Source organism: Streptococcus mitis (assembly GCF_001074635.1).
Classification (GTDB): Bacteria; Bacillota; Bacilli; order Lactobacillales; family Streptococcaceae; genus Streptococcus; species Streptococcus mitis_E.
Genome location: NZ_JUQO01000009.1, coordinates 1 through 23,567 on the forward strand (window position 1 = coordinate 1; position 23,567 = coordinate 23,567).

Genomic DNA, 23,567 nt, shown 5'->3' on the forward strand with positions numbered 1-23,567 from the left:
AAAAGAAACCCAAATACAGAATTGTATTTGAATTTCTTAACTTAATGACATTGGTCTATTTATTTATTTTTTTATATGGTATAATAGAATAGTTGGAGAGTTTTTATATAGCTTTAAAAGGCTGATATGAATACTTTGTATAATCTAATGATTCTTCAAAAAATTTCTTATTCAAACAAGAGCAAAGAGAAGGTGGGCTGCATATCAGAAGTTAGATGTATTTCTGTCTAACTTTTGAGGTGTAGTTCATTTTAAAACCACGAATCCTATGTGACTCGTGGTTCTTTTTTATAAACTGGTTGAGTGTTTTGGCTGCACTTTTTGCTCAGGGTCAATGTAGTTGATGGCATTGTTGACAGCGGTTGGAGCTTCTCCGAGGCCTGTCGCAATCAGGTCAATTTTTCCGTCATAGTAGCAGCAGTCACCGATAGCATAGATACCTGCTTGGCTAGATTCCTGTTTGCTGTTGACGATAATTTTGTGGCGGTTGAGGTCCAGACCCCAGTTTTTAAGGTTACCGACAGAAGATTTGAAACCATAGTTGACAAAGAGGTGGTCTAGGTCAATCGTTTCTGTTTCATCAGATTTGACTTTTGTGATTTCAAGTTTATCGAGCGTTTTTCCATCTCCAAGGAGTTGGCTAGGGACGAATGGTGTCTTGATGGTCACAGATGATTCCTGTAAGGCTTGGACACTGTGTTCCAAGGCGCGGAAATTATCTCTGCGGTGAACAAGGGTAGTTGGTGCAATTTTTTCAAAAGCCAAAGCCCAATCCACAGCCGAGTCTCCTCCACCAAGAATCGTCACTTTCTTACCAGCGTATTGCTGGATGTTGGAAACGTGGTAGTGGATATTTTCATAGCCTTCAACGCCTTCTAGTTCCAGCGGACGTGGTTTAAAGGCACCGCCACCCATAGCGATGATAACAGTTTTAGACAGGTGACTTCCTTTAGAAGTTGTGATGACAAATCCTTCTTCTTGTTTTTCAATCTCAAGAACCGTTTCATTGAGATGAATAGGGGTATCAAAGCCGTTTAGTTGTTCAATCAAGCGGTTAGTCAACTCTTCTCCAGTCAGATTTGGGAAACCTGGGACGTCTAGGATTTCCTTTTCAGGATAGAGAATAGCAGGTTGTCCACCTAGCTGGGGAAGGGAATCGATGATTTGGACCTTGGCTTGGCGTAGATGGGCATAAAAGGCTGCAAAAAGCCCGACTGGACCACCACCTACAATAGTGATATCATATAGTTGAGACATGGTTTCTCCTTTGTTTTTTCTAGTCAGTTTATTTTATCATATTTTTCCTTAATTTAAAATGAAGTAGGATAGGGAAAAAAATGCCAGAAAAATGGTATAATAGAGAGGAACGTGTTTGGACAGAGAGGAGACAGCAGATGAACTTTCAACAATTATCCAACCTGCAATATTGGACTAGCTTGTTTTCTAGTCCTTGGAGTATCGCCATCAATGTGTTTGATATTTTGATTGTGACCTATGTTTTGTATCGTTTTACAAAAGCGATAGCTGGTACCAAGATTATGATTTTGGTGCGGGGGGTCTTGATTTTTGTATTAGCCCAGGTCGTGGCTAATATCCTTGGTTTAACAACGATTTCTTGGTTGATTAATCAGATTATCACCTATGGGGTTATTGCTGCGGTTGTTATCTTCTCTCCAGAGATTCGGACTGGTTTGGAACGTTTGGGAAGGGCGACAGATTTCTTTTCTACTACTCAAATTAGTGCAGAAGAGAAAATGATTCGTGCCTTTGTTAAGTCAGTTGAATACATGAGTCCCCGTAAGATTGGTGCTTTGGTTGCCATTCAACGAGTTCGGACCTTACAAGAATACATCGCGACAGGTATTCCCTTGGATGCCAAAATTTCGGCAGAACTCCTCATCAATATTTTTATTCCCAACACTCCTCTACATGATGGTGCTGTGATTGTTAGAGAAAATCGGATTGCAGTCACCTCTGCCTATCTGCCCTTGACAGAAAGTACAGGAATTTCCAAGGAATTTGGGACCAGACACCGGGCGGCTATCGGTTTATCAGAAGTATCCGATGCCTTGACCTTCATCGTTTCAGAGGAAACAGGTGGTATCTCTATCACCTACAATGGGATTTTCAAGCATGATTTGACGATTGAAGAATTTGAAGCAGAGCTACGAGCGATTCTTTTGCCAGCTGTTGAGGAAAAAGTCAGTTTTAAGGACCGTTTGCTAGGAGGTTGGAAATATGAGAAAAAATAGTCTATATATCATTTCATCTCTCTTTTTTGCTTGTGTCTTATTCATCTATGCAACATCGACTAATTTTCAAAATAACAATACCGCAAGACAGGTCAAATCAGAAACCTACACCAATACGATAACGAACGTTCCTATCGATATTCACTATGATGATGACCAGTATTTCATTAGCGGATTTGCATCAGAGGTTTCAGTTGTACTGACAGGTGCCAATCGTGTGACCTTGGCCAGTGAAATGCAGGAAAGCACTCGTAAGTTTAAGGTCACAGCGGATTTGACAGATGCTAGTGTTGGAACGATTGAAGTTCCTTTGAACATTGAAAATCTTCCAAGTGGATTGACCGCTGTAGCAACGCCTCAAAAGATCACAGTGAAAGTTGGGAAGAAGGTTAAGCGAGATGGGATGATTGTTGTGCCACAAGTTGACCAAAGCCAGATTGATCCCAAGCTACAACTTGATAGTGTAACCGTGTCAAATGAACGCGTTTCGGTCACAACTGACCAAGAAACATTAGCTAAGATTGATAAAGTTATTGCGCTTTTACCAACCAGCGAACGGATTACAGGTAATTACAGTGGTTCGGTACCTTTGCAGGCAATCGACCGCAATGGGGTTGTCTTACCAGTAGTGATTACTCCCTTTGATACAACAATGAAGGTCACTACAAAACCAGTAGCACCAAGTTCAAGCACAAGCAGTTCGTCGGAGACATCTTCGTCAACGAAAGCAACTAGTTCAAAAACGAATTAAAAATAGGAAAAGGATTTTATAAAAATGGGTAAATATTTTGGGACTGATGGAGTCCGTGGAGAAGCTAATGTAGAACTAACACCAGAATTGGCTTTTAAACTAGGACGTTTTGGAGGCTATGTTCTCAGTCAACATGAAACGGAAGCACCGAAAGTCTTTGTAGGACGTGACACCCGTATTTCAGGGGAAATGTTAGAATCAGCCTTGGTGGCAGGTCTTCTTTCAGTAGGGATTCACGTTTATAAACTCGGTGTTCTTGCGACGCCAGCAGTAGCTTACTTGGTCAAAACAGAGGGAGCAAGTGCAGGTGTCATGATTTCTGCTAGTCATAATCCAGCCCTTGATAATGGGATTAAGTTCTTTGGTGGTGATGGCTTCAAACTAGATGACGAAAAAGAAGCAGAAATTGAAGCCTTGCTAGACGCTGCAGAAGACACTCTGCCACGTCCAAGTGCAGAAGGCTTGGGAACCTTGGTAGATTACCCAGAAGGCTTGCGTAAGTATGAAGGCTACCTTGTTTCAACTGGAACTCCTCTTGAAGGAATGAAGGTTGCCTTGGATACAGCCAATGGTGCCGCTTCTACCAGTGCCCGTCAAATTTTTGCAGATCTTGGTGCCCAATTGACGGTTATCGGGGAAACACCAGACGGTCTTAACATCAATCTTAATGTTGGTTCAACTCACCCAGAAGCTCTTCAAGAAGTGGTCAAAGAAAGCGGCTCAGCTATTGGTTTGGCCTTTGACGGAGACAGTGACCGCTTGATTGCTGTTGATGAAAATGGTGAGATCGTTGATGGTGACAAGATTATGTACATCATCGGGAAATACCTTTCTGAAAAAGGACAATTGGCTCAAAATACAATTGTGACAACAGTTATGTCTAACCTTGGTTTCCACAAGGCCTTGGACCGTGAAGGTATTAACAAGGCAGTCACTGCAGTTGGCGACCGCTACGTTGTTGAAGAAATGAGAAAATCAGGCTACAACCTTGGTGGTGAACAGTCTGGTCACGTCATCTTGATGGACTACAATACAACAGGTGATGGCCAATTATCTGCTGTTCAATTAACAAAAATCATGAAGGAAACTGGTAAGAGCCTGTCAGAGTTGGCAGCAGAAGTAACCATCTATCCACAAAAATTAGTCAATATCCGAGTGGAAAATGCCATGAAGGAAAAGGCTATGGAAGTGCCAGCTATCAAGGATATCATCGAGAAGATGGAAGAAGAAATGGCGGGGAACGGACGTATCCTTGTTCGCCCAAGTGGAACAGAGCCTCTCTTGCGTGTTATGGCAGAAGCTCCTACAACAGAAGAAGTGGACTACTATGTTGATACTATCGCAGACGTAGTTCGATCTGAAATCGGGATTGACTAAATCCTAGAAAACTAGATGAAAATAAAAAATTATGGTACAATAGCTTATAATATTGTAGCCAAGGGAGAAAGACATGAATCTTAAACGTGAACAAGAATTTGTTAGTCAGTATCATTTTGATGCGCGTAATTTTGAATGGGAAAATGAAAATGGAGCTCCTGAAACTAAGGTGGATGTGAACTTCCAATTGCTCCAACATGATCAAGAAAATCAAGTGACTTCCTTGATTGTCATCTTGACCTTTATGATTGTATTTGATAAGTTTGTCATCAGTGGAACCATTTCACAGGTAAACCACATCGATGGCCGTATTGTCAATGAACCAAGTGAATTGAGCCAAGAAGAAGTGGAAACTTTGGCTCGCCCAAGTTTGAACATGCTCAACCGTTTGACTTACGAAGTAACTGAAATTGCATTAGACTTACCAGGAATCAATTTGGAGTTCTAATATGAAACTAGCTGTTATCACAGATTCTTCTGCCTATCTCAGTGCAGAGACCTTGCAAAGAGAAGATTTGTATGTCTTGGATATTCCTGTCAATATTGATGGTGAGGAGTATGTCGAAGGCATCAATCTGACTGCTGAGGAATTTTACCAAAAAATGGCTCAGGCTTCTGAATTGCCTAAGACTAGTCAACCAAGTATTGCCAAGTTAGATGAAATCTTAACTTCGCTCAAAGAACAAGGTTATACCCATGCTTTGGGGCTTTTCCTATCTTCTGGAATTTCAGGTTTTTACCAAAATATCCAGTATATGATAGATGAATATGAGGGCTTAACCATTGCTTTTCCAGACACTTTGATTACAAGTGCTCCTCTGGGTATCATGGTTGAAAGCGTCTTTAATTGGCGTGACCAGGGCGATGATTTTGCCAGCATTCAGGATAAGCTAGCCATTCAAATTAGCCGTACGTCAGCTTTTATCATGGTAGATGATTTGGATCATTTGGTAAAAGGTGGACGTCTTTCAAATGGGGCTGCCATTTTGGGTAATCTGCTAAGCATTAAGCCAATCCTTTATTTTAACGATCAAGGTGTGATTGAAGTTTACGAAAAAGTTCGTACTGAAAAGAAAGCAACCAAGCGCTTAATTGAAATTATCAAGGAAACAACGGCTTCAGGCCAATATCGGGTCATTGTCATTCACGGAAATGCTCCTGAAAAGGCTGAGGAATTGCGTCAGCACTTGCTTGATTCTGGCTTGGGTACGGATATTTCACTAGCTACATTTGGTAGTGTCATTGGGACACACCTAGGATCAGGAAGCATTGCTCTGGGTTATATTCCAGTGATTTAGTTGGCGCTTCTAGACTAGTTAAGAAATTAGCAGTTGAACACGCCTGGAACCCTGTGTGAAAAAGATAGTTTTTCCAAGGAGTAGACACTTCTTGATCAAAACTCCTATTTTCACTTTGTGTTCCTACAGGCTTTGTATCTTAGCAATTGAACACGGACTACCTGCCTCATGAAAAAAGATGCCTGTCTGGCCTTTCGTGGAAAGTCAGCGCCATTCCCTATTTTTCATGGGCAGCCAACGTCCTTTGTATCTTAGACAGGAGTAGAGATGAGTATTCGAGTAATTATTGCTGGTTTTAAGGGAAAGATGGGCCAAGCTGCTTGTCAGATGGTCTTGGCTGATCCAGACTTGGACTTGGTAGCAGTTTTGGATCCTTTTGAGTCTGAGTCAGAATGGCAGGGTATTCCTGTTTTCAAGGATAAGGCTGATTTAGCCGGTTTTGAAGCGGATGTCTGGGTAGATTTTACTACTCCAGCTGTTGCCTATGAAAATACACGCTTTGCTCTTGAGAATGGCTTTGCTCCAGTAGTTGGAACGACAGGCTTTACTAGTGAAGAAATTGCAGAGCTAAAAGAATTTTCTCGTGCTCAAGATTTGGGTGGCTTGATCGCCCCTAACTTTGCCTTGGGTGCTGTCTTGCTCATGCAATTTGCGACGCAGGCTGCCAAATATTTCCCAAATGTGGAGATTATCGAGCTCCATCATGACAAGAAAAAGGATGCCCCGAGTGGAACAGCTATTAAAACAGCTGAATTGATGGCAGAAGTTCGAGAGTCTATTCAGCAAGGTGCAACAGATGAGGAAGAACTCATTGCAGGTGCCCGTGGTGCTGACTTTGATGGCATGCGGATTCACTCAGTTCGTTTACCAGGCTTGGTAGCCCATCAGGAAGTCATCTTTGGCAATCAAGGAGAAGGATTGACCCTCCGTCATGACTCCTATGATCGCAGCTCCTTCATGACAGGGGTGAATTTGGGAATTAAAGAAGTTGTCAAGCGTCATGAGCTTGTCTATGGATTAGAACACTTATTATGAGATTAACGCAAATGCCTTCTGAGTTTCAGAAGGCTTTACCAGTATTAGAAAAAATTAAAGAAGCAGGCTTTGAAGCCTATTTTGTTGGGGGTTCTGTTCGGGATGCCCTCCTCAATCGCCCTATCCATGATGTGGATATTGCGACTTCTTCTTATCCAGAAGAGACCAAGCAGATTTTTCCGCGAACAGCCGATATAGGAATCGAGCATGGAACTGTCTTGGTCTTAGATGGGGACGAGGAGTATGAGGTGACTACTTTTCGGACAGAAGATGTCTATGTGGACTATCGCAGACCCAGTGCGGTTTCCTTTGTGCGTTCGCTAGAAGAAGACCTCAAACGCCGTGATTTTACAGTCAACGCCTTTGCCTTGGATGAGACAGGAGAAATCGTTGACTTATTCCATGGTTTAGAGGATTTGGAAAACCAAGTTTTGCGAGCAGTTGGAGTGGCTAGTGAGCGTTTCAACGAAGATGCTTTGCGGATTATGCGTGGTTTCCGTTTTCAGGCCAGTCTTGGTTTTGAACTTGAGCCAGAAACATTTAAAGCTATGAAGACCTTGACGCCACTTTTGGAGAAAATTTCTGTGGAGCGTACCTTCGTCGAGTTTGATAAACTCTTGCTGGCTCCATTTTGGAGAAGAGGTTTGGCTTCCATGATTGAGAGTCAAGCTTATGACTATCTCCCTGATATGTCAGCTAGCCAAGACAAGCTTAACAGACTGTTTGATTTGGAGACTGATTTTATCTTTGAATCCTCTGAGCAAGCCTGGGCGGTTCTACTGTGGGCTTTGGATATTGAAAATGCGCAGCCATTTTTGAAGGCTTGGAAGACCTCACGCCAGTTTGCCAAGCAAGTTCAGGATTTGCTGACTATTTTGGCCTTGCGTGAAAAGGGAGAATTGAGCAAGCGCGATTGTTATCGCTTTGACTTGGATTTACTTTTACAGGCTGAAAATCTTCGTCAGGCCCAAGGAAAAGAAGTCAACCCACAAGTCATCACAGAAACCTACCAGAGCTTGACCATTCATGATAAGAAAGAAGTCCAAATCAACGGTGGTATTTTGATCAAGGAATATGGTTATCAGCCGGGACCAGACTTGGGAGAGATTTTAACAGAGATTGAGTATGCCATTATCGATGGAGAATTGGAAAATGATCGACAAGCCATCCATGCTTATCTGAGGGAGAAAAAATGAGTGATTTTATCGTTGAAAAACTAAGTAAATCCGTCGGTGACAAGACCGTTTTTAAGGATATTTCCTTTATTATCCATGACCTAGACAGGATTGGTCTGATTGGTGTCAATGGGACTGGTAAGACCACCCTTTTAGATGTTCTTTCTGGCGTTTCTGGCTTTGATGGGGATGTCAGTCCCTTTTCGGCTAAGAATGATTACCAGATTGGTTATTTGACTCAAGATCCTGATTTTGATGATAGCAAGACGGTCTTGGATACGGTTCTTTCCAGCGACCTCAAGGAAATCCAGCTCATTCGTGAGTATGAGTTGATCATGCTCAACTACAGTGAGGAGAAGCAGGCTCGTTTGGAACGGGTCATGGCTGAAATGGACTCTCTCCAAGCTTGGGAAATCGAGAGTCAGGTCAAGACGGTTCTCAGTAAGTTGGGTATTCAGGACTTATCGACTCCTGTTGGGGAATTGTCAGGTGGTCTGAGAAGACGAATTCAGTTGGCGCAAGTCTTACTTGGCAACCACGATCTCTTGCTGCTGGACGAGCCGACCAACCATCTGGACATTGCGACTATTGAGTGGCTGACCCTCTTTTTGAAAAATTCTAAGAAGACAGTCCTTTTTATCACCCACGATCGCTATTTCCTAGATGCTTTGTCAACACGGATTTTCGAGTTGGATCGAGCTGGATTGACCGAATATCAGGGCAATTATCAGGACTATGTTCGCCTCAAGGCGGAACAGGACGAGCGTGACGCGGCTCTTCTCCACAAAAAGGAACAACTTTATAAGCAAGAATTAGCCTGGATGCGCAGACAACCGCAGGCGCGTGCGACCAAGCAGCAGGCTCGTATCAATCGTTTCCATGACCTGAAAAAGGAAGTTTCAGGCAATACTGCTGAGACAGACTTGACCATGAACTTTGAAACCAGTCGAATTGGGAAGAAAGTCATCGAGTTTCAGGATGTTTCCTTTGCCTATGAAAATAAGCCCATTTTGCAAGATTTTAATCTCTTGGTGCAGGCCAAAGACCGTATTGGAATCGTTGGGGACAACGGTGTTGGGAAATCAACCCTGCTCAACCTGATTGCTGGAAGTCTTGAGCCAACTGAAGGCCAAGTTGTGATAGGGGAAACTGTTCGCATCGCCTATTTTTCTCAGCAAATTGAGGGCTTGGATGAAAGCAAGCGAGTTATCAATTACTTGCAAGAAGTGGCAGAAGAGGTCAAGACCAGCAGTGGTTCTACGACTTCGATTGCAGAGCTGCTGGAGCAGTTCCTTTTCCCACGTTCGACGCATGGAACCTTGATTGAGAAGTTGTCTGGTGGCGAGAAAAAACGTCTTTATCTCCTCAAATTGCTCTTGGAAAAACCAAATGTCCTTCTCTTGGACGAACCGACAAATGACCTAGATATTGCGACTTTGACAGTTTTGGAGAATTTCTTGCAAGGCTTTGCTGGTCCAGTTTTGACTGTTAGTCATGACCGCTATTTCTTGGATAAGGTAGCGACTAAGATTCTCGCTTTTGAGGATGGTAAGATTCGTCCTTTCTTTGGTCATTACACCGACTATCTTGATGAAAAAGCCTTTGAAACAGATATGGCCAATCAAGTGCAAAAGGCCGAAAAGGAAAAAGTGGTCAAGGTCAGAGAAGACAAGAAACGCATGACTTACCAAGAAAAGCAGGAGTGGGCAAGCATTGAAGGCGATATTGAAGCCTTGGAAAACCGTATCGCTGCTATTGAAGAGGAAATGCAGGCCAACGGCTCTGACTTTGGTAAGCTGGCTACTCTCCAAAAAGAACTGGATGAGAAAAACGAAGCACTCCTTGAAAAATACGAACGCTATGAGTATCTCAGTGACTTTGATAGCTAGAAGAATAGAAAAATCCCGTCTCATGACAGGATTTCTCTATTCTTTTTTTGTTTCTTGGTGAAAGATATTTTGCCAAGTTTCGTGGCGACGCCAGATACTGGTATGGACGATACCATCTAACTCATAGCAGATGAGTTTTGTTTTCTGACTGATGGAAGTGATTTGGATATCCTTGATAGCTGAATTCAAGTCTTTTTCAGCTTTATAGGCCTCTTTATCCATCTGCTCTCCATTTTGACGAATATAGACAAAATCATCAGCCAAGAGTTCTTCTAGTTGATTTCCTTGGTCAATCAATTGTTCGCGCATGAGCAATTTTTTATAGACATTGTCTAAAACTTCATCCTCAGGGATAGGTGCTGGCTCGATATGGACATCGGTATCAAAGATTCCAAAACGTTCCTCCAGCATAGACTCGACTTGATCCGCGATTTCATGACTCTCATAAACAGACAAGTCAGGATTCATCTCCAGCGTAATATCCAGGTAGATGTTGCTACCGTAGGTACGACCTCTTTGAGATTTAACTTTGCTAATTTTGGGAATTTCCATAATGGCCTTTTGATAGTCCTCAAGCAGACGGTCGTCAAAGCCATCTGAAAGACTAAAGGAAGACTCAATAAAGATATCATAGGCAGTTTTTAAGATAAAGAAAGTGATGATGATGGCAACCAGTTTATCCACAATCGGATAATTGAAACTGCTAGCCAGGATGGCAATGGTAGTTCCCAGTGAGGTAACAGCGTCAGAAAGATTGTCCTTAGCAGCTGCCTTCAGCGCCTTGGAGTTGGATTTCTTACTGAGGCGAGTATTGTAGAGATAGACCACAAACATAATCGCTGCAGAAATGATTCCAAGAGTTGCACCCAGAGGATCAATAACCGTTTCTTCACGACTGAGAATCTTCTGAATGGTATCCCTTAGAACATCAAATCCAACATAGAACATGATGATGGAAGTGATTAAGCTAGCCAAATCTTCAATCTTCCAGTGACCAAAGCGATGGTCACGGTCTGCAGGCTGGCGCGCCATCCGAATCCCAATCAAGAGGGCCACATTTCCAATGATGTCCGACACGTTGTTAAAACCATCGGCCACCAAACTGGATGAATGGAGGAGGTGACCAGTTGCTAATTTGGCTGCAGACAAGATCAAATAGGTTGAAATACTGATAATGGCCCCGCGCTCAGCTAACTTGAGATTTGAGATAGATTGCTTCATTCAACTTCCTTTCTAGTCATATAGCATTCTACCATTATACTGGTTTTCAAGGGAAAATTCAAATAGGATGGATAAAAGTAAGAAAATACAAAGCAGAAAATACTTTTTTTTTTTAGGAAACATGATAAAATGATATCTGGAAGTTTATGCTTTTTTATACAAAAATATTAGCAAATACCAAAGGAGATTATATGAAAACATTGATTGTTATTCCTGCCCTAAATCCTCCACTTGATTTGATTCAATACATAGAAAAATTAAGGCAATCTGGGTTAGAAGATATTCTAATTGTAGATGATGGAAGTAGGTCAGAATGTGGTTATATTTTTGAACAACTAAGAGATAAACAAGGATGTCAGATATTAACCCATGCAAAAAATTTAGGAAAGGGTCGTGCCTTAAAAAATGCTTTTAACTATTTTCTGACAATGCCAAATGTAGAAGAATATAACGGGATTGTCACTGCTGATTCGGATGGACAACATAGGGTTGAAGATGTCTTATCTATGGTAGAGACAATTTCTAATTATCCTGACTCACTCATTTTAGGTTGTCGTGATTTTGATTCTGAAAATGTTCCACCAAAAAGTAAATTTGGGAATAAGCTTACAAAATTAGTATTTAAATTGCTTTATGGTCGAAAAATTACAGATACTCAGACTGGACTTCGAGGCTTTCCAAAGGCAATTTTACATGAAATGTTGGAGATTTCAGGTGAACGATTTGAGTATGAGACTAAAATGTTAATCCATACATTTGATAATTCAATTCCCATCAAAGAAATAAGGATTGAAACTATTTACTTTGATGGGAATGCTGAAACTCATTTCAATCCTATTAAAGATTCATTGAGAATTTACAAAGTAATCTTTGCATCATTCTTTAAATATTTGTTATCTTCTCTTTCTTCCTTTTTAGTTGATATTGGATTGTTTCAGTTGTTCCTTTGGCTTTCCCTATCTGTAGGAATTCATAGAGGAGCATTGTTGATTCTACTATCAACCATTTTGTCAAGAATAATTTCATCTTATTTTAATTTTACAATGAATAAGAATTTTGTCTTTGATGGTGAAAAAAGAATTCATAAAACGATTGTTAAATACTATAGCTTGGCTGTTTTCCAAATGTTGTTGTCTGCAGCAATGGTGACAGTTGTTTGGAATATGTTTTCTGGTTCTGAAACAGCCATTAAAATAGTAGTAGATACAATTTTATTTCTTGCTAGTTATCAAGTTCAAAGAAGGTGGGTGTTTAGATAGTGATAAATAAGTTGAACTTTAGTGTTGTAAAGAGTATTATCTTATCTTACTATTTTACACTTTTGTTAACATTAGACAAAAAAATAGTTGTTAATAGTTATATAACGTTTTTAAGAGTATTTCAAACAGAAACATTGATTACAGCAACAATCTTCTTATCAGTTTTATATTTCATAAATAAAAATAAGTTATCTTCTTTAATCAAGAGAGAATCTATGATTATAAAAGTATTTTCGTCAATTTTAGCATTTATTTTTGTAATCGGAGAAGATATAACACACACACAAGCATTATTTAGGGGGAGTTTGAACCGATATTCTTTTATATTGTTTTTTATTCTTTTGATAGGATATTATCTTATCTTTAAGTATTTTTTACATTTAGTTTGGGAAAAATACAATGTTCATATAAAAAAATTCGATATTGAGTTGAATACATTTAGGCTTAAGATAGATAGGCGAAAATATTTCAGTCTATTAACTCCATTTCTTTTGGTTAGAATACTAGCATTTATACTGTTATATCCAGGTGTTACAACGTATGATAGTATGGTAATAATAGGTGAAGGTCTAGGGATTTATCCATTGACAAATTCCCACCCATATTTATTTACCTATACTGTAAGTCTATTTACAAAATTTGGCATGAAATTTTTAGGAGGGGTTGGTGTTGGAGTAGCGATTTTCAATTTTCTTACCCTAGTAATAACCACTTTAATTTATGTATATGTATTATATAGAATTTTTGAACTAAGTAATAATAAATGGTTGAATAGATGTTTATATTTATTCTATCTTTTGTTTCCAAATTTCATAATAGTTAGTTTTACAATGTATAAAGATGTATATATGGTAAATGCACTAATGTTGTTTTTTCTATGTATTATATATATTCTTTATCAACCAGCTAAATTTTTTGAGAATAAAAATTTCTTATTTATGTTTATTATCTCCTTTTTTGGGATATATATGATGCATAGAAAGGCTGTTATTTATATAATTGTTGGGATTCTTATACTATTTATTTTTAACAAACGATACTACAAGAAAATTTTGTTCTATTCTTTAGTATCAATAAGCTTTACTTTGATAATAAATTTTATTGCAAGTTCCTTAATTCAGCCACAAGAATCAAGAAAGAGGTATGATTATTTAGCACCTAGATTTCAACAACTTGCTGCTGCTGTATACTATCATCCAGATTCATTTTCTAGTGAAGAATTAGCTTTTTATGATTCTACATTAGGTCTAGAAAATAACAAGAAATTTGTTTATTATAAAGCTGATCCAATTAAAGATAGTATGAAAAATGAACAATTTGAAGGAAGGGAGCACGAATTTTTTAAATTATGGTTTAAGGGTTATCTTACTCATCCAAAGACTTATATAGATGCATTATTAAATTTGTCTGTTTCATATTGGTATCCATATAATTTTTCAGATTTGACGTATATGGGAAATTATTATCAGGTTATGTATGAAGATAGTAGCAATGTTTATGGAAATACAACTTCACTTGATGATGGATGGAAGAATCAAACAAAGTTTAAGAAGCTACAAGAATTCTATTGGAATATACATAAGACGATTTCTTATTTACCAATTTTTCTATATTTTATAGTGCAGGGTTATATACAATTTTATTGTTAATTATTTTAATGATTTCATTATTGAGGAGAGATTATAAGATTTTAGGTTTAATAATTATATGTGTTTCAATAATACTAACGTGCATTTATTCTCCAATTGTAAATTATTTTAGATATTCGTATGTATTCATGGCTATAATCCCTTTGTTACTTCCCTTCCTTTTTTTAAAGAGGCGATAGTGAGCTTCCGATATGTTGAGTAATTAAATATTCTTGAATTTTCTTCAAAATTTGGTATAATAGTACTACTCAAGGGAGTAGCTGGCAGAAACCTGTGATAGTGTCGTCATTCCGAATTTTATACTGAAAAGTATGCTTTCCGGCCCTATCTTAAACAGCGAGACTTGTTATGATTAACAGGTCTCTTTTTGTTTGTCGTGAAAAGATGCGATGAGGGAAAAGAGAGTCTGTTTTGCACACAATGTCAAGGAGGAGACACATGTCAAAAGAACAAAAACGCCAAGCGTTTTACACTCAGAGTCCTGAAGAGGTCTTGAAGGCTGTGGATGCGACCGAGCAAGGTTTGTCATCAAGTGAGGCGGAAAAGCGCCTTGCAGAATTTGGCCACAATGAACTCGAAGAAGGCGAGAAACGATCAATACTGGTCAAGTTCATCGAGCAATTTAAGGATTTGATGATTATTATCCTAGTTGCGGCAGCAATCTTGTCAGTCGTGACTTCTGGTGGGGAAGATATCGCAGATGCCATTATCATTCTAGCCGTAGTTATCATCAATGCTGCCTTTGGTGTTTACCAAGAAGGAAAAGCAGAAGAAGCTATCGAAGCCCTCAAATCTATGTCTAGTCCAGCTGCCCGCGTTCTTCGTGATGGGCATATGGCGGAGATTGACTCTAAAGAATTGGTACCAGGTGATATTGTTGCCCTTGAAGCAGGTGATGTTGTACCAGCAGATTTACGTTTGCTGGAAGCCAATTCTCTTAAGATCGAAGAAGCAGCTCTTACAGGTGAGTCTGTTCCAGTTGAAAAAGACTTAACAGTCGAGCTTGCTGCAGATGCAGGTATTGGTGACCGTGTCAACATGGCCTTCCAAAACTCAAACGTGACCTATGGTCGTGGGATTGGTGTTGTTGTCAATACAGGTATGTACACTGAAGTTGGTCATATCGCAGGTATGCTTCAAGATGCGGATGAGACAGATACACCACTTAAACAAAACTTGAATAACCTTTCTAAGGTCTTGACCTATGCTATCTTGGTCATTGCCCTTGTTACTTTTGTAGTTGGAGTCTTCATTCAAGGAAAAAATCCACTTGGTGAGTTGATGACCTCTGTTGCCCTTGCCGTTGCAGCCATTCCAGAAGGACTCCCAGCTATCGTAACTATCGTTCTTGCCCTTGGTACTCAAGTTTTGGCAAAACGTAACTCTATCGTTCGTAAGTTGCCAGCAGTAGAAACACTTGGTTCAACAGAAATCATTGCTTCTGATAAGACTGGTACGCTGACTATGAATAAGATGACGGTCGAAAAAGTCTTCTACGATGCAGTCCTACATGACTCAGCTGATGATATTGAACTAGGTCTTGAAATGCCACTACTTCGTTCAGTTGTCTTGGCAAATGATACTAAAATTGATGTTGAAGGCAATCTAATTGGTGATCCAACCGAAACAGCCTTTATCCAGTATGCTTTGGACAAAGGTTATGATGTTAAAGGATTTTTAGAGAAATATCCTCGTGTGGCTGAGTTGCCATTTGATTCTGAACGTAAGCTCATGTCAACAGTTCATCCACTTGCAGATGGACGCTTCCTCGTAGCTGTTAAAGGTGCGCCAGACCAACTCTTGAAACGTTGTGTTCTTCGTGATAAGGCTGGGGATATTGCTCCGATTGACGAGAAGGTTACAAACCTCATTCATACAAACAACTCTGAAATGGCCCACCAAGCCTTGCGTGTCCTTGCAGGTGCTTATAAGATTATTGAGAGTATTCCAGAAAACCTGACTTCTGAAGAGCTTGAAAATGATTTAATCTTTACTGGTTTGATTGGGATGATTGACCCTGAACGTCCTGAAGCTGCTGAGGCTGTTCGTGTGGCTAAGGAAGCGGGAATTCGTCCAATCATGATTACAGGTGACCACCAAGACACTGCAGAAGCTATTGCCAAACGTTTGGGAATCATTGATGCAAATGATACAGAAGGCCACGTTTTAACTGGTGCTGAACTCAATGAACTGTCAGATGAAGACTTTGAAAAAGTAGTTGGTCAATACTCTGTTTATGCCCGTGTGTCTCCAGAACACAAGGTTCGTATCGTCAAGGCCTGGCAAAAACAAGGTAAAGTCGTTGCCATGACAGGTGACGGTGTCAATGATGCGCCAGCTCTGAAAACAGCCGATATCGGTATCGGTATGGGAATCACTGGTACAGAGGTTTCTAAGGGGGCTTCTGACATGATTCTTGCAGATGATAACTTTGCGACTATCATTGTTGCAGTTGAAGAAGGACGTAAGGTCTTCTCAAACATTCAAAAGACGATCCAGTACCTACTTTCTGCCAATACTGCTGAAGTATTAACTATCTTCCTATCAACCTTGTTTGGTTGGGATGTCTTACAGCCAGTTCATCTTTTGTGGATCAACTTGGTAACGGATACCTTCCCAGCTATCGCTCTTGGTGTTGAACCTGCTGAGCCTGGTGTCATGAACCATAAACCACGTGGACGCAAGGCAAGCTTCTTCTCAGGTGGTGTTTTGAGTTCTATCATCTATCAAGGTGTGCTCCAAGCAGCTATTGTCATGAGTGTTTATGGCCTTGCGATTGCTTACCCAGTTCATGTGGGTGACAATCATGCCATTCATGCGGATGCTCTTACTATGGCCTTTGCAACACTTGGTTTGATTCAGCTCTTCCATGCCTACAATGTCAAGTCTGTTTACCAATCCATCTTGACAGTTGGCCCATTCAAGTCTAAGACATTTAACTGGTCCATCTTGGTATCCTTCATTCTTCTCATGGCAACAATCGTCGTAGAACCACTTGAAGGAATCTTCCACGTAACCAAACTAGACTTGTCACAATGGGGAATCGTTATGGGCGGAAGCTTCTCAATGATTATTATCGTCGAAATTGTTAAGTTTATTCAACGCAAACTCGGTTTTGACAAGAATGCGATTTAAAAAAAGTCATCTTCGGATGGCTTTTTGCTACAGTTGAGGGAAAGGGCTTGCAGTTATCGTCTTTTGTGCTATAATTGCTATAATATAGTAAAGATCAAGAGGAGTGTGAGGAAGTGGAAAAGAAAATTGTGAAGGATATTTTGTTTTTATCTCAGGTATCTCAGCCGGCAAGTCAGGATGATCTGTATCTTGCCAGAGATTTGCAGGATACACTCTTAGCAAATCGTGAAACCTGTGTCGGTATAGCTGCCAATATGATTGGAGTGCAGAAGCGCGTGATTATTTTTAATCTTGGCTTGGTTCCCGTGGTCATGTTTAACCCAGTGCTCCTGTCCTCTGAAGGACCTTATGAGACAGAGGAAGGCTGTTTGTCCTTGACGGGTGTGAGACCAACTAAGCGTTTTGAAACCATAAGGGTTGCTTATCGTGACAGCAAGTGGCAGGAACAGACCATTACCTTGACAGGATTCCCAGCTCAGATTTGCCAGCATGAACTGGATCACTTGGAAGGACGAATCATTTAGGAGGAAAGCAAATGAAACGGATAATCTTTGAACTTATTTTTATCGCAACGACCTGGTATATCTTTTTACCACCCCTTAACCTGACTAGCTGGGAATTTCTCTTTTTCCTCTGTGGGCATTTGCTGCTTGTGGCAATCTTATTTGGTTTTGGCAAGGGAATCAATCTGGTCAAAACGGTTCATGTGCGCCACGGTAAGGCGGAAGCTACCTTGAATCTAGAGGGGTTCAAAATCAATCGGTTGGGGAAAATTCTTTTAGCTTCCATTGGAGTAATTCTTCTCTTGGCGTCTTTGGTTTCCTTGGTGACTTCTAGCATTTTTCAGGCTAAAAATTATGCTAATGTAGTCACGGTGACGGAAAAAGACTTTACTGAATTTCCTAAGAGTGACACCAGTAAGGTTCCGATTCTAGATAGAAGCACTGCTGAAAAAATTGGTGACCGCTACTTGGGTTCCTTAACGGATAAGGTGTCGCAGTACGTAGCGGCAGACACCTATACTCAATTAACGATTGATGGGAAACCTTATCGAGTTACGCCACTAGAATACGCAGACCCTATCAAGTGGTTTAATAATCAAGCCAAGGGAATCGGCGAGTATATCAAGGTGGACATGGTAACTGGAAATGCGAATTTGGTGGACTTGAAAACACCAATCAAATATTCAGACTCAGAATATTTTAACCGTGATGTCAAGCGTCACCTGCGCTTTAAGTACCCAACCAAGATCTTCAAGACTCCATCTTTTGAGGTAGACGATGAGGGTAATCCTTTTTATGTAGCAACGGTTTACCAAAAGCAATTTGGGCTTGCGGTTCCTCGTCCAGTTTCAGTCATTATCTTGGATGCCACAAATGGAGACACCAAGGAATACAGTTTGGCAGATGTTCCAGAATGGGTGGACAGGGTCTATCCAGCTGAGGAAACCATTGAGCAAATCAACTACAACGGCAAGTACAAGGACGGTTTCTGGAATGCCATGATTTCCAAGAAAAACGTGACCCAGACTACCAAGGGCTATAATTACTTGTCTATCGGCAATGACATTTATCTCTACACAGGTGTGACATCGGCCAATGCAGATGAAAGTAATCTTGGTTTCATCCTAGAAAATATGCGAACAGGAGAGATCACTAAGTACAGCTTAGCTTCTGCGACCGAAGAATCAGCCCGTGAATCAGCCGAAGGTGCTGTTCAGGAGAAATCCTACAAGGCAACCTTCCCAATCCTCATCAACCTCAATGACAAGCCTCTCTACATCATGGGCTTGAAGGACAATGCAGGCTTGGTCAAAGAGTACGCTTTGGTAGACGCAGTCGAGTACCAAAATGTTATCGTAGCAACGACAGTGGAAGAGCTACTCAGCAAGTACGCCAATAAAAACGACCTTGAAATTGACAATGAAACCACTGAAAGTATTAAGGGAATGGTAGCAGAACTCAAATCAGCTGTTATCAAGGGCGACACCGTCTACTTCTTTAAAGTTGATGGTAAGATATACAAGGTCAAGGCCTCAGTATCCGATGACCTTCCTTACCTTGAAAATGGTAAAACCTTCGAAGGTCAAGTAGGAAAAGATAACTATCTCAAGACCTTTAAAGTGCAGTAAAAAAGGTTTATTTAAGAAATGTATGTTATAATAAGGTAAATTAAGACTAATGGAGGACAAACAAATGGGTTTTTATGTGATGCTTGCTTCAATGCTACTCGGACTGCTCGCTTTGAAGATAGGTTTTTCTCAGTTCAAGGAGAAAAAAGATAAATTCTTATCTATCTTAACAAGTTTAGCTGGCATAGCCCTTGTTCTCGTGGCTGTCTGGTTAGGATGGCCCAAATAAACAGAGAAACCTCGGTTAAACCGAGGTTTTTCAGATGAATTTCTTGGTAGTGGCTAAAAAATATGCTACACTATTAATATGAAAATTTTAATCCCAACAGCAAAAGAAATGAACATAGATTTGCCTAGTATTGAGCCAACTTCCTTAAGACCAGAAAGTCAGGCCGTGCTGGATGCCTTGGCCCTCTATTCTGCTAGTCAATTGGAGAGTTTTTACAAGGTATCAGCTGAGAAGGCAGAGGAAGAATTTCAAAATATCCAAGCTTTGAAAAGGCAAACTGCTCAACACTATCCAGCCTTGAAACTTTTTGATGGGCTCATGTATCGCCATATCAAGCGAGATAAGTTGAACGAGGCAGAACAAGTCTATATTGAAAATCATGTCTTTATTACTTCGGCTTTGTACGGAGTCGTTCCAGCCTTGTCACCTATGGCCCCTCACCGTTTGGATTTTTTGATGAAGTTAAAAGTCGCTGGTAAGACTTTGAAGAGCCATTGGAAGGTAGCCTATGATGAGGCTATGAATGGCGAAGACCTAATTTTCTCCCTCTTGTCGTCAGAGTTTGAAACTGTGTTTTCTAAGGAAATCAGAGAAAAAATGGTGACCTTCAAATTCATGGAGGATAGAGGTGGTCAGTTGAAGATTCATTCAACTATTTCCAAGAAAGCGCGTGGTGCCTTCCTAACAGCCCTGATAGAAAATCAAGTACAAACGGTGGAGGAAGCTCGTCGCTTAAGCTTTGCAGGATTTGCCTACCGAGAAGACCTGTCCCAACCACAGGAATTGGTTTTTGTAAAGGAAGTATAGAAATCAGATAAGAGAAAAAGTCAGCAGGATTATGCTGACTTTTTTCTAGCTTATAAAGTATTGGACAAATGAATCTCATTTGATAAGGTGTTGAGGTGATTAACTAAATCCATAATTGACAGATGATTTTGACAAATAAACTTCTTGGTAATTCCTGGAATATAGAAATTAGACACAATGATATTATAACCTGTCTGATTTAAAATCTCAGGACTTGTTTTCAATTCATCCCAAGTATCGAAGGTGAAGCGGTTATTACAGTAATAGGAAAGCATATCAACAAAGGTAAGGGATATAGCATGGTCAAAGTTACTGATAATCAAAACCTTGATAGGTGGTCGATTTTCTAACAACTGAGTAGAGAGGTTTTCAGCATGGGTTAAGATGGTGTACATCAAGTGTTCCAACTGTTCAGGATGGTCATGCTGTCCAATTGCTTGACGGTATTGAGCCAGTTCTTGACGCGCACTCCCCATAAAGTCTGGGAAGTAAACTTCGAATTTTTTAATAGTCAATGCTTTTTGTTCAAATAAGATTGGGGTAGAAAAGATTTCCTGTCTTTCAAAGAAAGCAGTGTTATGTAAATGCCAAATAAGTTCATCGTGGTTGGCAAAAGTAATCTTATATTGTTTTGACAGGCGTTCTAATATTTGACTAAGTAATTGGTAAGAGTATCTTGCTTCACTGTTCTCTTCTAAAGAGTTGAAGAATTCTTGAGGATCTAAGAAAATGTTACTTTGAATAAAGGAAATAAAAATTTGTGCGATTATACCAGGTGTCATTTCGAAGCCAAACTGTTTAGAAAAATAAGCAAGTGTCTCCTCAAAATTTGGGAAATTCATCAAAATAGGATAATAGTCTTGGAAAAAATGATTGGGTAGGTCGATGAAATGACCATTCCTGACACGATGGATGCTAATTGCCACCATTAACTTGTACATTCTATAAATAGAGAATCGCATTGGATAATTTGTAATTTTATAGAAGTAGTCGGCGAACTCTGTTAAGACTTCTTCAGAAATATCTGGGAAGGGCCAATCTAAAAAATAGCATCGCTCAGAAAAGTATTGGGCATAAAAATAGCGAATATCAATTTCATTTCCTTTGATAGAGGCTGGTGTAAAAGCTAGTTCAATTTGAAATTGCTTTGATAGGATTTGTGTAATTCGATTTCCTAGTCTATATAGATTGGCATTACTTGTGTGAAGGTTTTCAACTGTTCGATAAATAGGTAATCCTTCATTGTAAAACATATATTCTAGTAATTGGAAGGATTGTGAATGAGTAAGGAAATGATGATAAACATCTTCTACACTGGATTTAAAATCGAGATCAATCATAATACCGTTGACAGAGGATTGGATATCGATATCCGGAAAGGATGAGCGCAACTCATTTAGATCATTTTTTAAGATGCGTTCGGTACAGTCTAAGGTATGGGCTAATTCATGTAGACGAAGCCATTTCCGTTTGTGAATGAGTATTTCCATTAGTCGTAATTGCCGTTGTTCTTTTGTAGATAATAGGGATCTCATACGTTTTTATACCTCCTAAGGATATTATATCACATTAAATAGGGGAAAATGCAAATATTGGTATGTATAGTAAGTGGATTTATCTGTGTCCGATTTGTCTAAAAAATACAAACTATTATTTTTTTGTATTCTTCGTACCAAAATTTGAGATTCACTTTATTGTTTGAACCGTTCATATAAAATAGAACAAATTAAGTGAATCTAGAGGGAAAAAACAGGATACAGTGATTGTGGTAACTATATTGAAATATCTAAAAATTAGATGTAAATTATATACTATAAAATGATAAAGAGGTAAGAAATATGAAACAAGCACAAAGAAAATCATTTGACTGGTATAAAATGCAACAACGTTTCTCTATTCGTAAGTATCATTTTGGTGCAGCGAGTGTTTTATTGGGAACAGCTTTGATTTTAGGGATAGCTACTAATGTCCATTCTGTACAAGCAGAAGAAAAAAATTCAGCAGTAGTAAGTAAAGTTTTTATTGATAAGGGAGAAGAAGCTACTAAACCAGCCGAAGTATCTACACCTAAAAAAGAAACAACTTACGCAGCTCCAACTGTTGCTAATCCAGTAGAAGTAACTCCAACTAAATTTGATGATGCTAAAGCACCAGCAGAAAAAGTTGAAGAAGCAAAAGATAAAAAAGTAGAAGCAAGTCATCAAGATTCAGTTGACAAGTCAAAATTGTTAACGGCTCTTTCACGTGCTAAAAAATTAGAAAGCAAGTTATATACAGAAGCAAGTGCTGCTAACTTGCAGGCAAGTATGCAAGCTGGTCAAAGCTTGCTTGGAAAAGCAGATGCAACTGAAGCTGAATTATCGCAAGCAGAGTCATCTATTCAATCAGCTATTATTGGGCTGGAACTTCGTTCTAACTCTGATAAAGGGACTGTATCAGAAACTCCTGTAGTGAAGAAAGCGGATGGAGTTGAAGCAAAAGAAGATGCAACAACGACTGATCGTTCAGCTCTTGATAGTAGCATTTTAGCAACTAACGCACCCGCGAAAGTAGAAGCAACTTCTGCTACAGAAACAACTAATGAAATCTTTAAACCTGAACATAGCCTTTCAGATGCTCGTCAAAATTCAGCGATTCGTAAGGAAGATTTGGAAACTGGTTATAGTGGTTTCCGTAGTGCAAGAAGAAGACGTGAGGCAGGAAGTAATCCTGATGAAACACCAACTCAACCAGCACCAACTCAACCAGCATCAGGTGAATATGCGGGGACCGAAATAAAAGCATACTATGATAATAATCACAATGGTGTATTTGATGAAGGTGACGAATTAATATCAAGTACTGTAATTCCTCCCGCTCCAAAAGGAGAGAATGGTAATGATGGTAAAGATGCTGCAAGAGGAGCTGAATTATTAAGTGGAATTATTGCTCCAACGCCAGAAGATGGTAAAGATGGTGATACATACATTGATGCCACAACAGGAGATGTGTATAAAAAAAGAGATGGAGCTTGGGGAAAAATCGGTAACCTTAGAGGTCCGCAAGGAGAACAAGGTCAAAAAGGTGAAAATGGTAAGGATGGTAGAGCTCCGAAAATTAAAGTAGAAGATATAGCAAAATCTGCAGGAACAACAAGCGTATCAAGTCGTTCAGGAATTCGAATCACGGTTTATGATGATAAAAACAATAATGATGAATTTGATGAAGGCGATACGGTACTCAATACAAAAGAGGTATATAATGGGACAGATGGAAGAAACGGAGTAGACGGCCAAACACCAAAAGTTAAAGCAGAACGTGATGAGGCCAAGAAACAAACCACTCTAACCTTCTACATTGACAAAGATGGCGATGGTAAC

The 23,567-nt window shown here is 39.7% G+C and carries 19 protein-coding genes; 16 read left to right on the forward strand and 3 right to left on the reverse strand.

Annotated elements, in window-relative coordinates; genetic code table 11:
- Positions 1-288: 288 nt before the first annotated feature.
- Complete coding sequence (locus ADI58_RS00310) at positions 289-1,257, reverse strand: NAD(P)/FAD-dependent oxidoreductase (protein WP_000081017.1); 969 nt, start codon at positions 1,255-1,257, stop codon at positions 289-291.
- A gap of 137 nt (positions 1,258-1,394) precedes the next feature.
- Between ADI58_RS00310 and cdaA the strand changes: the two genes are divergently transcribed.
- The 8 genes from cdaA (at position 1,395) to ADI58_RS00350 (ending at position 9,777) form a co-directional block, all read left to right on the forward strand.
- Positions 1,395-2,252, forward strand: coding sequence for a diadenylate cyclase CdaA (cdaA, locus tag ADI58_RS00315; RefSeq protein WP_049521029.1), 858 nt, complete (start codon positions 1,395-1,397; stop codon positions 2,250-2,252).
- The gene (locus ADI58_RS00320) at positions 2,239-3,003 is read left to right on the forward strand and encodes a CdaR family protein (RefSeq protein ID WP_023943694.1); all 765 of its coding nucleotides are present in this window, start codon (positions 2,239-2,241) and stop codon (positions 3,001-3,003) included. The genes cdaA and ADI58_RS00320 overlap by 14 nt, the downstream gene beginning before the upstream one ends.
- A gap of 24 nt (positions 3,004-3,027) precedes the next feature.
- The gene (gene glmM / locus ADI58_RS00325; RefSeq protein WP_049521030.1) at positions 3,028-4,380 is read left to right on the forward strand and encodes a phosphoglucosamine mutase; all 1,353 of its coding nucleotides are present in this window, start codon (positions 3,028-3,030) and stop codon (positions 4,378-4,380) included.
- 73 nt (positions 4,381-4,453) lie between these two features.
- A complete protein-coding gene (locus ADI58_RS00330; RefSeq protein WP_001050088.1) occupies positions 4,454-4,828 on the forward strand; it encodes a DUF1149 family protein in 375 nt (124 codons plus the stop codon).
- 1 nt (position 4,829) lies between these two features.
- Complete coding sequence (locus ADI58_RS00335; RefSeq protein ID WP_049521031.1) at positions 4,830-5,678, forward strand: DegV family protein; 849 nt, start codon at positions 4,830-4,832, stop codon at positions 5,676-5,678.
- 267 nt (positions 5,679-5,945) lie between these two features.
- Entirely contained in the window at positions 5,946-6,713 is a 768-nt protein-coding gene (dapB, locus tag ADI58_RS00340; RefSeq protein WP_049521032.1) for a 4-hydroxy-tetrahydrodipicolinate reductase, read from the forward strand.
- Positions 6,710-7,909 (forward strand): CCA tRNA nucleotidyltransferase, encoded by a 1,200-nt coding sequence (locus ADI58_RS00345; protein WP_080982423.1) that lies wholly within the window; start codon positions 6,710-6,712, stop codon positions 7,907-7,909. The genes dapB and ADI58_RS00345 overlap by 4 nt, the downstream gene beginning before the upstream one ends.
- Positions 7,906-9,777 (forward strand): ABC-F family ATP-binding cassette domain-containing protein, encoded by a 1,872-nt coding sequence (locus ADI58_RS00350; RefSeq protein WP_049521034.1) that lies wholly within the window; start codon positions 7,906-7,908, stop codon positions 9,775-9,777. Before ADI58_RS00345 ends, ADI58_RS00350 begins: the two co-directional genes overlap by 4 nt.
- Positions 9,778-9,813: 36 nt before the next feature.
- On the opposite strand, the gene mntE is transcribed toward ADI58_RS00350, so the two are convergent.
- Entirely contained in the window at positions 9,814-10,998 is a 1,185-nt protein-coding gene (mntE, locus tag ADI58_RS00355; protein WP_049521035.1) for a CDF family manganese efflux transporter MntE, read from the reverse strand.
- A 191-nt stretch (positions 10,999-11,189) separates the two neighbouring features.
- On the opposite strand from mntE, the gene ADI58_RS00360 reads away from it, so the two are divergent.
- The 7 genes from ADI58_RS00360 to yaaA all read left to right on the forward strand — a co-directional run bounded on the left by ADI58_RS00360 (position 11,190) and on the right by yaaA (position 20,208).
- On the forward strand, positions 11,190-12,257 hold the full coding sequence (locus tag ADI58_RS00360; RefSeq protein ID WP_049521036.1) for a glycosyltransferase: 1,068 nt from the start codon (positions 11,190-11,192) through the stop codon (positions 12,255-12,257).
- 215 nt (positions 12,258-12,472) lie between these two features.
- Positions 12,473-13,906: a DUF6020 family protein gene (locus tag ADI58_RS00365; RefSeq protein ID WP_049521037.1), complete on the forward strand. Its 1,434-nt coding sequence runs from the start codon at positions 12,473-12,475 to the stop codon at positions 13,904-13,906.
- A gap of 438 nt (positions 13,907-14,344) precedes the next feature.
- Positions 14,345-17,041, forward strand: a complete 2,697-nt coding sequence (locus ADI58_RS00370; RefSeq protein WP_049521038.1) for a cation-translocating P-type ATPase — start codon at positions 14,345-14,347, stop codon at positions 17,039-17,041.
- A 113-nt stretch (positions 17,042-17,154) separates the two neighbouring features.
- The gene (locus tag ADI58_RS00375; protein WP_049521039.1) at positions 17,155-17,565 is read left to right on the forward strand and encodes a peptide deformylase; all 411 of its coding nucleotides are present in this window, start codon (positions 17,155-17,157) and stop codon (positions 17,563-17,565) included.
- A gap of 11 nt (positions 17,566-17,576) precedes the next feature.
- Positions 17,577-19,172 (forward strand): hypothetical protein, encoded by a 1,596-nt coding sequence (locus tag ADI58_RS00380; RefSeq protein ID WP_049521040.1) that lies wholly within the window; start codon positions 17,577-17,579, stop codon positions 19,170-19,172.
- Positions 19,173-19,236: 64 nt separating this feature from the next.
- Positions 19,237-19,401, forward strand: a complete 165-nt coding sequence (locus ADI58_RS00385; protein ID WP_031227831.1) for a YczI family protein — start codon at positions 19,237-19,239, stop codon at positions 19,399-19,401.
- Positions 19,402-19,479: 78 nt separating this feature from the next.
- Positions 19,480-20,208, forward strand: a complete 729-nt coding sequence (gene yaaA / locus ADI58_RS00390) for a peroxide stress protein YaaA (RefSeq protein ID WP_049521041.1) — start codon at positions 19,480-19,482, stop codon at positions 20,206-20,208.
- Positions 20,209-20,258: 50 nt separating this feature from the next.
- Here yaaA and pclR read toward each other — a convergent pair whose 3' ends face one another.
- Positions 20,259-21,743, reverse strand: a complete 1,485-nt coding sequence (gene pclR, locus ADI58_RS00395; RefSeq protein WP_049521042.1) for a virulence transcriptional activator PclR — start codon at positions 21,741-21,743, stop codon at positions 20,259-20,261.
- A 303-nt stretch (positions 21,744-22,046) separates the two neighbouring features.
- Between pclR and ADI58_RS11250 the strand changes: the two genes are divergently transcribed.
- Positions 22,047-23,567: YSIRK-type signal peptide-containing protein (locus ADI58_RS11250; RefSeq protein ID WP_049521043.1), on the forward strand; the 1,521-nt coding region annotated here is incomplete at its 3' end.

Excerpts from the sequence above, each read along its gene's own strand:
- pclR (WP_049521042.1), bottom strand. The coding sequence starts at position 21,743 with ATGAGATCCCTATTATCTACAAAAGAACAACGGCAATTACGACTAATG.
- ADI58_RS00310 (WP_000081017.1), bottom strand. The coding sequence starts at position 1,257 with ATGTCTCAACTATATGATATCACTATTGTAGGTGGTGGTCCAGTCGGG.
- yaaA (WP_049521041.1), top strand. The coding sequence starts at position 19,480 with ATGAAAATTTTAATCCCAACAGCAAAAGAAATGAACATAGATTTGCCT.
- ADI58_RS00330 (WP_001050088.1), top strand. The coding sequence starts at position 4,454 with ATGAATCTTAAACGTGAACAAGAATTTGTTAGTCAGTATCATTTTGAT.
- ADI58_RS00320 (WP_023943694.1), top strand. The coding sequence starts at position 2,239 with ATGAGAAAAAATAGTCTATATATCATTTCATCTCTCTTTTTTGCTTGT.
- ADI58_RS00370 (WP_049521038.1), top strand. The coding sequence starts at position 14,345 with ATGTCAAAAGAACAAAAACGCCAAGCGTTTTACACTCAGAGTCCTGAA.
- mntE (WP_049521035.1), bottom strand. The coding sequence starts at position 10,998 with ATGAAGCAATCTATCTCAAATCTCAAGTTAGCTGAGCGCGGGGCCATT.
- cdaA (WP_049521029.1), top strand. The coding sequence starts at position 1,395 with ATGAACTTTCAACAATTATCCAACCTGCAATATTGGACTAGCTTGTTT.
- dapB (WP_049521032.1), top strand. The coding sequence starts at position 5,946 with ATGAGTATTCGAGTAATTATTGCTGGTTTTAAGGGAAAGATGGGCCAA.
- ADI58_RS00365 (WP_049521037.1), top strand. The coding sequence starts at position 12,473 with ATGATTATAAAAGTATTTTCGTCAATTTTAGCATTTATTTTTGTAATC.
- glmM (WP_049521030.1), top strand. The coding sequence starts at position 3,028 with ATGGGTAAATATTTTGGGACTGATGGAGTCCGTGGAGAAGCTAATGTA.
- ADI58_RS00385 (WP_031227831.1), top strand. The coding sequence starts at position 19,237 with ATGGGTTTTTATGTGATGCTTGCTTCAATGCTACTCGGACTGCTCGCT.
- ADI58_RS00380 (WP_049521040.1), top strand. The coding sequence starts at position 17,577 with ATGAAACGGATAATCTTTGAACTTATTTTTATCGCAACGACCTGGTAT.
- ADI58_RS00335 (WP_049521031.1), top strand. The coding sequence starts at position 4,830 with ATGAAACTAGCTGTTATCACAGATTCTTCTGCCTATCTCAGTGCAGAG.
- ADI58_RS00345 (WP_080982423.1), top strand. The coding sequence starts at position 6,710 with ATGAGATTAACGCAAATGCCTTCTGAGTTTCAGAAGGCTTTACCAGTA.
- ADI58_RS00350 (WP_049521034.1), top strand. The coding sequence starts at position 7,906 with ATGAGTGATTTTATCGTTGAAAAACTAAGTAAATCCGTCGGTGACAAG.
- ADI58_RS00360 (WP_049521036.1), top strand. The coding sequence starts at position 11,190 with ATGAAAACATTGATTGTTATTCCTGCCCTAAATCCTCCACTTGATTTG.